General features: G+C 63.1%; 9 protein-coding genes. 8 read left to right on the forward strand and 1 reads right to left on the reverse strand.

What is annotated here, in order from left to right; translation table 11 throughout:
- Positions 1 to 50 precede the first annotated feature (50 nt).
- Positions 51 to 1,151, reverse strand: a complete 1,101-nt coding sequence (locus KY495_RS00575; protein WP_219881855.1) for a suppressor of fused domain protein — start codon at positions 1,149 to 1,151, stop codon at positions 51 to 53.
- 188 nt (positions 1,152 to 1,339) lie between these two features.
- On the opposite strand from KY495_RS00575, the gene KY495_RS00580 reads away from it, so the two are divergent.
- From KY495_RS00580 to KY495_RS00615, 8 genes are all read left to right on the forward strand, one after another.
- Complete coding sequence (locus KY495_RS00580) at positions 1,340 to 1,846, forward strand: M48 family metallopeptidase (protein ID WP_219881856.1); 507 nt, start codon at positions 1,340 to 1,342, stop codon at positions 1,844 to 1,846.
- A 242-nt stretch (positions 1,847 to 2,088) separates the two neighbouring features.
- Positions 2,089 to 3,351: a hypothetical protein gene (locus KY495_RS00585; RefSeq protein WP_219881857.1), complete on the forward strand. Its 1,263-nt coding sequence runs from the start codon at positions 2,089 to 2,091 to the stop codon at positions 3,349 to 3,351.
- An 11-nt stretch (positions 3,352 to 3,362) separates the two neighbouring features.
- Positions 3,363 to 3,800, forward strand: a complete 438-nt coding sequence (locus KY495_RS00590; RefSeq protein ID WP_219881858.1) for a phosphate ABC transporter substrate-binding protein — start codon at positions 3,363 to 3,365, stop codon at positions 3,798 to 3,800.
- 10 nt (positions 3,801 to 3,810) lie between these two features.
- Entirely contained in the window at positions 3,811 to 6,546 is a 2,736-nt protein-coding gene (locus KY495_RS00595; RefSeq protein ID WP_229518447.1) for an EAL domain-containing protein, read from the forward strand.
- The gene (locus KY495_RS00600) at positions 6,536 to 7,633 is read left to right on the forward strand and encodes a diguanylate cyclase (RefSeq protein ID WP_219881859.1); all 1,098 of its coding nucleotides are present in this window, start codon (positions 6,536 to 6,538) and stop codon (positions 7,631 to 7,633) included. Before KY495_RS00595 ends, KY495_RS00600 begins: the two co-directional genes overlap by 11 nt.
- Positions 7,634 to 7,986: 353 nt before the next feature.
- Positions 7,987 to 10,188, forward strand: a complete 2,202-nt coding sequence (locus tag KY495_RS00605; protein WP_219881860.1) for a type I secretion system permease/ATPase — start codon at positions 7,987 to 7,989, stop codon at positions 10,186 to 10,188.
- Positions 10,185 to 11,603 carry an HlyD family type I secretion periplasmic adaptor subunit gene (locus KY495_RS00610; protein WP_219881861.1) on the forward strand — a complete coding sequence of 473 codons (1,419 nt, stop codon included), beginning with the start codon at positions 10,185 to 10,187 and terminating at the stop codon, positions 11,601 to 11,603. The genes KY495_RS00605 and KY495_RS00610 overlap by 4 nt, the downstream gene beginning before the upstream one ends.
- A gap of 19 nt (positions 11,604 to 11,622) precedes the next feature.
- Positions 11,623 to 12,237 carry a response regulator transcription factor gene (locus tag KY495_RS00615; RefSeq protein WP_219881862.1) on the forward strand — a complete coding sequence of 205 codons (615 nt, stop codon included), beginning with the start codon at positions 11,623 to 11,625 and terminating at the stop codon, positions 12,235 to 12,237.
- The last annotated feature ends 77 nt before the right edge of the window (positions 12,238 to 12,314 follow it).

The raw sequence follows: 12,314 nt of genomic DNA on the forward strand, positions 1-12,314 counted from the left end.
TGCAGCAGGCGGTGACTGAACATGGGTGCGGGATGAATGAGAGGGAGCGCTTATCCAATAACTTCCACCACATCGCCCTCGGCGTTGCGGATGGTCGTCGGCTTCACGTCCCACAGAACCTGCTGGAACGATGGCAGTTTATACACGCCCTTGCGGGGGTGAAGCAAGGTGGCAAAGTCTTTCACGCTGGCCGCGTTCACCTTGAACAAGACCACGCCGTCGCGCCCGATACTGACTTCATTTTTGCGGCCAAGATCGAAAAACAGGCGGGCGCGCGGCCCCACCAGGCTGAACGGCTTGCCAAAAGGCAGGCGCAAAGGCAGGAACTCGGCCAGCTGCTCGATCTGGCGCGCGCCAAGCGTGATCTCGACCAGGCTCTTGCGCAAGAAGCGTTTGCGCTGCCGGACGTCCAGCAAGTCGGTAAAAGCGGCGCTGCTGGACGAGCCATCCTTGCGGATGCCTTCCGTGGCCTGCACCATCACGCCGGGTTCGGTCAGAAAGGAGTGGCGTTCCAGATCCGTCACGTACAGGGGCATGCAGGGGTGCATCGTCGCAAGCAGCTTGCGGGTGTCCCATTTATGGGCCACAGCTTCCTCATCACGGGTCAGGCCCACGACCTGCAGGAAAGCCACACTGCCGTTGGCCGTATCGATGGCGGGCAATTCCGGATCAAACGTGAACGCCAGTGAGCACAAGGCCGTTGGCGTGCCCAGCGTGATCGGACCGTTGGTGCTCATGCGGTGGCCATCATGGAAACCATTGCCGGTGCGTACAACGTAGCGCGCCAGGCTTTGCAGCAAATGCAGGGGCCAGAGTGGTGCTTCCAGCGCGCGCGGGTCCGCCGCCAGGCGAAAGGTCAGCTCGAAACCGAACCCGCTCGCTGCACTGCCCGAGCGCTTGTCGAACAGGTCGGTCAAGCCATAGGTAACGTAATGCCAATGGGGCACCGGTTCGGCGCGCTGCCAGACGCTGATACTGTCGAGCGGGTCGGCGCCCCCGGCGTGCATGGGCTGCGGGTTCTGGAAGTGGCGTGGCTGCCGCCCCTTGTACAGCACATCAAGGGTCGCTGCAATGGCCTCCCGGCCGGGCGCGGGCGACGCCGGCTGCGATGCGGCGGGATCGCGGCGAACGGGGAGGTCCGACGAATTCATGGGTGGTTCCGATGCAGATTATGCAAGTCGCATGCTCCGGGAGTGGGCGGTGGGAAAATCTTAGCACGAGCCTAGCCCGCACGTGGCAGGAAGAGCGCGCGGTAACACATTCACAAGTAGTCACATCCCTGGTTGCCGGAAATGGGCCACGGCCTGCGCATGCGTTTTGCATGTGCTACAGTTCTTCCATGCACGAACTCAAATACCTCAGCGCGTATTCGGACCAGATGCGCGCTCAGGTGTCGCAACTGATTGCGCAAAACAAGCTGGCCGATGTGCTGCGCCAGCGCTACCCTGCTCCACACGCCATCCGCACCGATCGCGCCCTGTACGACTACGTCCAGGACTTGAAAACGACATACTTGCGCAACGCCGAACCCATCAACAAGGTGGCATTCGACAGCAAGATTCACGTGATCAATCACGCGCTCGGTTTGCACACGTCCATTTCGCGGGTCCAGGGCAGCAAGCTCAAAGCGAAGCATGAGATCCGGGTGGCCACGGTGTTCAAGGATGTGCCGCTTGAGTTCCTGCGCATGATCGCTGTGCACGAATTGGCACACGTAAAAGAAAAGCAGCACGACAAGGCTTTCTACAAGCTATGCTGCCACATGGAGCCGAATTATCATCAATACGAATTCGACCTGCGCCTCTACCTCACTCACCTTGATCTGTCACCTGAGCGCCTCTGGTAACACGCCCGCGTCCCGTCATCGACATGGAAAGCCTGTCCGGCAGGCTTGATTTTTTTGATATCAAGACCTGCATCAATTTGTTGCATACGCGCACGAAAGTTTGCAAGTAAGATATTTTCGGCGCCTTTTTGTCGACAATCAAGCGTCAGCCCTATAGAGTTGATCCTATGCCTTTCCACATGGCAATTACGACGTCCGCCTTCCACGTCACTTATCAGACAGGCATCCATCGGAACACTGCAATGCACATCACGCCTCATCAGACCATCCGCCATTTCCCCCTGCGTGCCTGTGCTTTCGCTGCCATCTTGTTCACCGCCGGCCTGGCCCAGGCCCAGGACAGTGAAGCGGCCACCTGGACCTTCGGCGGTTTCGCCACGCTAGGCGTGGTGCATTCGGACTATGACCAGGCAGACTTTACCTCCAGTGCGCTCAAGGGCGAAGGCGCCGGCTGGAGCAAGTCACTCAGCTTTGTCCCGGACAGCCGGTTCGGCGCGCAGCTCGGCTACCGGCATGACCGCAAATGGTCGGCCGTGCTGCAGGTTGGCACCGAGCATCGTTTCGATGGCAGCTACCGCACGGAAGTCGAATGGGGCAATATCAAATACCAGGCAACGCCCGACCTCGCCCTGCGCGTCGGCCGGATTGCCTTGCCCATCTTCCTGGCGGCCGACTACCGCAAGATCGGCTACGCTTATCCCTGGGTTCGTACGCCGGTCGAGGTCTATGGCGGGGTGCCGATCACCAACAGTGACGGTGTGGACCTTGCCTATCGCTGGCGCAACGGCAGTGTCAAGCACACCACCCAGTTCTTCTGGGGCCAGACCGACATCTACCTGACTGAAACAACCGATGTCAAGGCGCGCGACATGGGCGGCCTCACCCACACCGTCGAATCAGGTTCCACCACCTTCCGGGTCAGCGCGTTCAAGGCCAACCTGAATGTCAATATCGTGCGCGACTTCCTGGACGCCTTTCGGGCATTCGGTCCCCAAGGCGTGGCCATCGCCGACAAGTACGATATCATCAACAAGCGCACCACCGGCATGACGGTCGGTGTCAACTATGACCCGGGCACCTGGTTCCTGATGGCCGAAGCCGGCCGCATGAAGAGTGACTCGTTTTTCTCGACGTCGCACGGGGCCTATATCAGCACCGGCTTGCGGCGCGGGGCCTTTACACCGTATGTCTCGTACGCCTATACCAGGGGCGAGCAATTCAAGGATGAGCAGGGCTTGTCCCTGGCCGGCCTGCCGCCGCGCTTTGCCGCCATCGGGGCCGGCCTGAACGGGGGCTTGAAGGAGCTGCTCGGCACCGTGGCCATCCAGTCCAATGTCAGTGCCGGCCTGCGCTGGGATTTTCATACCGACATGGCGCTGAAAGTGCAGTTCGAGCGCGTCAAGCCGAGCCAGGGCTCGCGCGGTACCTTGCGCAATGCGACGCCTGCCTTCCAGTCCGACCGCGCCGTCAACGTCACGAGCGCGGCGCTCGACTTTGTTTTCTGATGAGGCTGACCATGCGCACCTCAACCATGCATTATCTCGCCGCCATCGTGCTCGGCGCCTGCGCCGTGCAAAGCGCCGCTGCCGCCGGCGAACTGGTGGTCATCGTGTCGGCCAAGAGCGCGGTCGGCACGCTCAAGCCGGAACAGGTCTCCGACATCTTCCTGGGCCAGATGGCCACATTCCCGGGCGGGCTCGAAGCGGTGGCACTGGACCAGAACATCGGCTCGCCCGAACGCGACGAGTTCTATTACAAGCTCACCGCCAAGACCCGTCCCCTGGTCAAGGCCCACTGGACCAAGATGATCTTCACCGGCCGTGGCCAGCCGCCGCGTGAAATCGGCGACAGCGCTGCCGTGCGCAAGAAAGTGGCGGAAAATCCGTCCCTGATCGGCTACATCGACAAGGCGGCCCTCGACGCCAGCGTCAAGGCTGTGTTGTTGATTCGCTGATTGCACTGACATGGCAGCGATGAGCACCACCACGCACAACAGGCGCACGCGGCGTTTTGCCCGCTGGCTCGGCCACGGGATGGAAACGCACATCTCGCTGCCCCTGTTCGCCGTGGTGCTGCTCATCGTGATCTGGGTCTCGACCAATCACTTCATCGACATCGAACGCGTCGCGGCCCAGGCCAGTGCGCGCACCTCGTCGCGCGAACTGCTCGACACCTACGAAGCGCAGGTGCAGCGCAACCTCGGCGGCATTGACCAGACCCTCAAGGTGCTGAAATACGCGGTCGAACTCAAGGGCGCATCCGGCGCCCTGCCCGCCCTCAACCAGCAGGGACTGCTGCCTTCCGGCCTGGTGTTCGTGGTCAGCATCGCCGACCGCAACGGCATGATCGTGGCCAGCAATCCCAGCGCCGAGTTCATCGACATCTCGCGCCAGAGCTATTTTGCCTACCACCGCGACAGCGACACCAACACGCCCTACGTCAGCCAGACCCTGCGCGATACGGCCAATCCGGAATGGCACCTGCACTTCACGCGCCGTCTCAATGATGCCAACGGCGAGTTTGCCGGCGTGGCGATTGTCGAAGTCGATCCATCCTACTTCACCAGCGGCTACGAGCTGTCGCGCCAGGGCCATTTCGGCGCCCTCGGCCTGTACGGCACCGACAATGTTTTCCGCACCCTGCGCATTGGCGAAAAGGTGCTGTGGGGCCAGAATGCCAAGGAGCTGGAACGGCACGATGACCAGGGTAGGCTGCTCGTCAACAGCTGGGACGGCGTGCGCCGCTATACCAGCGCGCGCCGCCTGCATGGCTTCCCCATGACGGCCCTGGTGGGCCTGGCCGAACACGAACAGATGGCCGCCTTTGAGCAGCAGCGCCGCAACTACCTGTGGGCCGCCGGCAGCGGCAGCGCCCTGCTGATTCTGGTGGTGTCGCTCATTGGCCTGTGGTCGTGGCAGCTCACCCGCACCCGGCGCCGCATCCGCCGCGCCCAGGAAACCTACGCCGCTGCCTCCGAGGCCAGCCTTGATGCCTTCTTCGTCATGCGCAGCGTCAGCGGCCCGCACGGCGCGATTACCGATTTCGTGATCGAAGCGACCAACAGCCGCGCCGAAAAGCTGGCCCGCATGAGCAAGCAGGAAATGCGCGGCAAGAGCCTGTCCGAAGTGCTGCCGGCCTATATCAGCAATGGCATCTTTGAAGATCTGCTCAAGGTGACGCTGGTGGGCGGCGTGCACGAAGCCGAATGGCTCGCCACCGAAGACGCCCAGGAGCAGCAGTGGCTGCACCGCCAGGTGGTGGCCGTCGAGGGCGGCGTGGTGGCCATCGTGCGCGACATCACCGAGCGCAAGCTGACGGAACAGCGCATCCGCCATATCGCCCATCACGACGACCTGACCGGCCTGCCCAACCGCAGCCTGATCCGCGACCGCCTTGACCAGGCCATCCTGCATGCCCAGCGCCGCCAGCGCAGCGTGGCGGTGGCCTTTATCGATCTCGATGGCTTCAAGCTCATTAACGATGGCCTGGGCCACAATGCGGGCGACGAACTGCTCAAGGTGGTGGGCAAGCGCATGCAGGAGTGCCTGCGCCGCGAAGATACCCTGGGCCGCTTTGGCGGCGATGAATTCGTCATCATCCTGGCCGACCAGTCGGACAATCCCGGCCTGCTGGCACCGGTGCTGGAAAAGATCCGCCAGGCCGTGCACGCACCGGTCCTGCTCGATGGTCAGGAAGTACAGGTCAGCTGCAGCATGGGTGTGGTGATGTATCCGCGCGACGGGGGCGACCCGAATACCCTGATGATGAATGCCGACGCGGCCATGTACCGCTCCAAGGAGATGGGCAAGAATATCTTCCAGTTCTATACGCGCGAAATGAACGCCAGCGTCGAGCACAAGCTGGTGCTGCTCGAAGGCTTGCGCAGTGCGCTCGATGAAGGCCAGTTCCACCTGCTGTACCAGCCCAAGGTGGACCTGCGTACCGGCTTGATCATCGGTGTCGAATCGCTGATCCGCTGGCAGCATCCCGAGCACGGCATCGTCTCGCCCCTGCGCTTCATTGGCCTGGCCGAGGAAAGCGGCTTGATCGTGGCGATCGGTGAATGGGTGCTGCAGACAGCCTGCCGCCAGAACAAGGCCTGGCAAGATGCAGGCCTGGCCCCGATCACCATTTCGGTCAATGTCTCGCCCCGCCAGTTTGAAGAAAAGCGCCTGGTCGAGCGCGTGGCCCAGGCCATGGCCGACAGCGGTCTGGACCCCGCCTGGCTCGAACTGGAAGTGACGGAAAGCCTGATCATGCGCGACCTGGCCCAATCGGTGGGCAAGATGCGCGAACTGGAAGCGATGGGCATTTCCCTGTCGATCGACGACTTCGGCACCGGCTATTCGAGCCTGTCGGCGCTCAAGTCCTTTCCCATCAAACGCCTCAAGATTGACAAGTCGTTTGTGAGCGAACTGGCCGACGACCTGGACGACCAGGCCATTGCCATGGCCGTGATCTCGCTTGGCCACAAGCTCAATCTGCGCGTCATTGCCGAAGGGGTGGAAACCGAACAGCAATGCAATTTTTTGCGTGACAATGATTGCGACGAAATGCAGGGCTACCTGTTCAGCGCGCCTGTGCCTGCCAGCAAAATCCATTCCCTGCTCGAAGAACAGGCGCGCTTGCTATCCGATGTCAGCAAGGCCAGCCCGGCCGCTGCCATCCCTACTCCGGCCCCCTCCATCCATGCTCACTAAACTCGACCATTTCCTGTTCAGCGCAGACCCCAAGCTGCGCCGTCTGCTGGGTTACTGGGCAGGGACCGGTTCCATTTACCTGATTGCCTTTGCCACCTTGTGGTTCCATGCGGACAAGAGCATCGGCCTGTCGCGCCACACCGACGCCCTGTACGGCATGGCCCTGGGCGGCGTACTGCTGTCGTTCGTGTTGGTACGGGTGAGCCAGGCCATGCGCATTGCGCCGTGGCAGCTCGCTGTCTTCCAGGCCCTGTTTGCCATGGTGTGCATCGTGGGCGCCTATGGCGTCAGCGGCGCCCCCCGCGGGGCGGTGCTGATGATCATGCTGGTGGTGATGGTGTTCTGTACATTTTCGCTGCGCCCCCGCGCCACCATGTTCCTGTGCGCCACCGCCATTGGCCTGCTGGCAGCGGCCATGCTGTGGCTGGTGAACTACGATCCGGTGCAATTCCCGCCGGCCGTGGAAGGCATGCATTTCGGCCTGGCGGCCGCCTGCCTGCTTGCCGTCACCCTGCTGACCGGCGAAATGAGCAAGCTGCGCACCAGCCTCAAGCAGCAAAAGCAGGAATTGCTCACGGCCCTGGCCAAGATCCGCACCCTGGCCACCATTGATGAACTGACCTGCCTGGCCAACCGCCGCTACATGAACGAGGTGCTCACCAATGAAGAGCGGCGCGATTCGTCCACCGGCGCGCCCATGTGCATCGCGCTGCTCGACATCGACTTTTTCAAGAACGTCAATGACCAGTTCGGTCACGACAGCGGCGACCAGGTCCTGCGCACCTTCGCCGCGGCGGCCCGGGCCGAACTGCGGGTTGGCGACGTCCTGGCGCGCTGGGGTGGCGAGGAATTCCTGCTCATGCTGCCTGGCACCGAAGTGGGCGAAGCCCTGTTTGTCCTCAAGCGCATGGCCGACCGCGTGCGCGCCATCCGCATTCCCGGCCTGGACATGGAGCGCGACGTGACGTTTTCCGCCGGCCTGGTGGAGCGGCGCGGTACCGAACCTTTTGCCGACACCATCTCGCGCGCCGACAAGGCCATGTACAAGGCCAAGGCGAGCGGGCGCAACCGGGTTGAAACGGATTGACCGTTATCGCATTTTCCACACCCGTGCCGCTTGTCGTAGCGAGCAAGATTGCGACACACTTCACGCATCATTTTTCACACTTCGTGTAGAATTACTCCCATGAAATTGCCTCCGTTTCGCGGGGGCGGCGCCGGACCCTGCCCCCTGTCTGACTGCCCGCAGCACCACTGCAGCCTGTCGTCAAGCTGCCATCGTTTGCACCAGCGTTTCCCCTAAGCACCGGGACGCGTTGACCGATCCCTCCATAACGGCCCAAGTTTTTCCGTTGCCGGCCGTTATATGCAGGATGCATTGTTCGATGTACCGTGCCGCGCCGGCCTCGCTCCGCGCGCGCGGGCGACCCGGCTTAAGACATGACCACTTTGAAGCAGCCAGCAGATTCCGGCACCCAGCCGCCCATCTTCCCTAGCACCGCCGAGGCCGGCATTCGGGAAGACTTGCTCCATCCGGACCCCCTGCTTGATTGCCTGGTTGAACTGACGCGCATTCACGGCCGTCCCAGCACCCGCGCCGCCCTCAGCGCCGGCTTGCCCCTGCCCAAGGAAGGCTTGACGCCCTCGCTGTTCGCGCGCGCGGCCGCCCATGCCGGTTTTTCCAGCAAGATCGTGCGCCGTTCGCTGCGCAAGATCGACAATGCCCTGTTGCCCGTGATCTTGCTGCTCAATGACAATGAAGCCTGCGTCCTGCAGGGCTGGAGCGCCGACGGCGAAGCCCAGGTCCTGCTGCCCGACGGCGCCCAAGGCGCCGTCTACCTGCCGCGCGCGGAACTCGAAGCGCGCTATACCGGCATTGCCATCTTTTCACGCCCGCACTTTCGCTTTGACGAGCGCACCCCGCCGCTGGTGGCAGTGCCGCAACGGCACTGGTTCTGGGGCACCATCCTGGAACAGCGGCCCATCTTCAAGGATATTCTCAGCGCCGCCCTCCTGATCAACCTGTTCGGCCTGGCCATGCCGCTGTTTACGATGAATGTGTACGACCGTGTCGTGCCCAATTTTGCCGTGGAAACCCTATGGGTGTTCGCCGGCGGCATCGTGCTGGTGATGATCATGGATTACATCGTGCGCCTGCTGCGTGGCCATTTTGTCGACCTGGCAAGTTCGCGCGTGGACTTGCAGCTCTCCAGCCTGATCATGGAGCGCGTGCTCGGCATGCGCATGGCGCATCGACCCAGCTCCGTGGGCGCGTTCGCGGCCAACCTGCGCTCGTTCGAGACGGTGCGCGACTTCATTGCCTCGGCCACCGTCACCACCCTCATCGACCTGCCCTTCGCCCTGCTGTTTTTGGTGGTACTGGCGTGGATTTCGTGGCCCCTGCTGTTCATTCCGCTGGCCGGCATCATCATCGTCGTCATCTACAGCTACCTGGTGCAGTACAAGATGCGCGAATTGTCGGAGACCACCTTTCGTGCCGCCGCCCTGCGCAACGCCACCATGGTCGAAAGCCTGACCGCCCTCGAAACCATCAAGGCCCACGGCGCCGAGAGCCAGATGCAGGCGCGCTGGGAAAAGACCACCGCCTTCCTGGCACGCGTGAGCGCTGAACTCAAGCTCCTGTCCTCATCGAGCATGAATGCGGCCGCCTCCCTGTCCCAGTTCGTCAACGTGTGCGTGATCGTGGCCGGCGTCTACCTGATCCAGGAGAAAATGCTGACCATGGGCGGGCTGATTGCCGCGACCATGCTGTCCGGCCGCGCCATGCAGCCGCTGGGCCAGATGGTGGGCCTGCTGCTGCAGTTCGAAGGAGCCAAGAATTCCTTGTCGGCGCTCGAGAACATCATGGCCACCCCCACCGAGCGCAGCGACGAAAGCGCCTTTATCCACCGTCCCGAGATCCGCGGCGAGATCGAGTTTTCCAATGTCCACTTCAGCTATCCGGGCCGTCCCGAGGAAGCGCTGCGGGGCGTGAGCTTTCGTATCCAGCCCGGCGAGCGCGTGGTCATCATCGGCCGTATCGGCTCGGGCAAATCGACCCTGCAAAAGCTGATTCTTGGCCTGTATGCGCCAACCAAGGGCGCCATCACGCTCGACGGCGTGGACCTGCGCCAGCTCGACCCGGCCGACCTGCGCCGCTCGCTGGGCTACGTGGAGCAGGATTCCATGCTCTTTTACGGCTCGCTGCGCGACAATATCGCGATCCGCGCGCCCTACGCCGATGACCGCGCCGTGGTGGCGGCGGCCGAACTGGCGGGCCTGACCGACTTCGTCAACCGCCACCCGGAAGGCTTCGACATGCTCATTCACGAGCGCGGCGAATCGCTCTCCGGCGGCCAGCGCCAGGGCGTGGCCATCGCCCGCGCCGTGCTGCTCGACCCGCCCGTGCTGCTGCTCGACGAGCCGACCAGCGCCATGGATTACCCGTCCGAGCACCAGTTCAAGGAACGCATTCGCCATTATGCCGATCACAAGACCGTCATCATCGTCACCCACCGTTCCAGCCTGATGGACCTGGCTGACCGCATCATCGTCATGGATGAAGGCGTGGTCGTGGCCGATGGTCCCAAGGACAAGGTGATGAAAGCGCTGCAGTCGGGCCAGGTCGGGAGGGCCAAATGACGCCGCGCCTGAAAAAAGCCGGCGCCGCCCTGTTGCGCGCCCTGGAGGTGATCCGGCGCCGGCTTGACCGCGGCACCGCCCACTGGCTCAATCGCTGGAAGGACAGCGCCACCCTGTCGGGCGAAACGGATTTCCGCAATGATGCCGACAGCATGATCATCCGCCAGGAGCCGCTGCGCGCCCGGGTGCTGATGTATGCGCTGCTGGCAGCGGTGGTCCTGTTCGTGGTGTGGACAGCGCTGATCCAGGTTGATGAAATCACGCGCGGCGACGCCAAGGTGATACCTTCGCGCCAGCTGCAGGTGCTGCAAAGCCTGGACGGCGGCATCGTCTCCAAGATCCTGGTGCAGGAAGGCCAGGCCGTGTCCGAAGGCCAGGTGCTGCTGCAGGTCGATTCCACCCGTTTTGAGTCGTCGGTGCGGGAAAACCGCTCGCAATACCTGTCGCTGGCCGCCAAGGCCGCGCGCCTGCGCGCCATCGGCGAGGGCAAGCCCTTCGTGCCGCCGCCCGAAGTGCTGGCCGAAGACCCGCAGACGGTCGATGAAGAAAGGCGCCTGTTCGAGACAGCCACTTCGGAATTGCAGACCCAGCTCATGATCGCGCGCCAGCAGCTGGCGCAGCGCTCGCAGGAACTCAATGAAGCTACCGCCAAGCAGCGCCAGGCCGCCCAGGCCTACGACTCGACCAGCCGTGAACTGGCCGTCACCCGGCCCCTGCTCAGTTCCGGCGCGGTGTCCGAAGTCGAGCTGCTGCGCCTGGAACGTGACGTGGCGCGATTCAAGGGCGAGCGCGAGATTGCAGGATCCCAGATCGCGCGCGTTCAGGCCAGCATCTCCGAATCGACCCGCAAGATCCAGGAAGTGGAACTGGTGTTTCGCAATACCGCCAGCAAGGAGTATTCAGAAACCATGGCGCGCCTGAACGCCCTGACCCAGAGTGGCACCGGCCTGGCCGACCGCGTCAAGCAGTCGGCCCTGCGTTCGCCCGTCAAGGGCACCATCAAGCGCCTCCTGGTCAATACCGTGGGCGGCGTGGTGCAGCCCGGGCGCGACGTGGTCGAGATCGTGCCGCTGGAGGGTCGCCTGCTACTCGAGGCCAAGGTGGCGCCGCGCGACATCGCTTTCCTGCAGCCGGGCCAGCGTGCCATTGTGAAGTTCACCGCCTACGATTTCGCGGTCTATGGTGGCCTCAATGCGCGTGTGGAGCACATTGGCGCCGACTCGGTGACCGACGACCGGGGCAACACTTTCTACACGGTGCGCGTGGCCACCGACCAGTCCACCCTGGCCGGCAATCTGCCCATCATCCCGGGCATGGTGGCCGAAGTGGACATCATCACGGGCAAGAAGACCATTCTGTCCTACCTCCTCAAACCCGTGCTCAGGGCGAAATCAGCCGCCATGACGGAACGCTAGGAGCATGGAATTGGACAGCATGGACCATTTATTCATCAGCGCCGGCGGCATCATGCTGCCGGCATGGCGCGAAGCCTTCCCCCAGGCCCGCTGCGCCGCCCCCGGGCAGCTGGACCAGGCTGCCTCGTGCGCCTCGCTTGCATGGCTGCGTCTTGATGGCAGCACCGGCCTGGCCGGCCACATGGCCGCGCTGCGCATGCACTGCACCGCCACCCCCGTCATCGTCATGAGCGACCTGCCGGACGACGCCGAAGCCATCGCGGCGCTCGGGCTGCAGGCACGCGGCTACTGCAACAGCCACGCAGGCGCTGAAGTGCTGCTCAAGGTCGCTTCCGTAGTCGCCCAGGGCGGGCTATGGATCGGCGAGACGCTGATGCAGCGCCTGCTCGGGGTGCAGCACCGGATCGCGGTGCCGGAAGCGGCGCGCCGTCCTCAGTGGCGCAACGGCCTCACCGCGCGCGAAATCGAAGTGGCCGAACTGGTGGCAACCGGTATGCGCAACAAGGAAATCGCACGCCAGCTGACCATCACCGAGCGCACCGTCAAGGCCCACATGGGCGCCGTGCTGGAAAAGCTCGGCCTGCAGGACCGTATGCAGCTGGCACTGCTGATTGGCGAACGCCAGCGCGCCTGATATTTCCATTTAGCTATTTTTATTTCCCTACTGTACCTCAGTACAATGCCATGCGGCAACGCTGTTTGATACAGTCG

The sequence above is a fragment of the Massilia sp. PAMC28688 genome, assembly GCF_019443445.1.
In the GTDB taxonomy this organism is placed as follows: Bacteria; Pseudomonadota; Gammaproteobacteria; order Burkholderiales; family Burkholderiaceae_D; genus Telluria_A.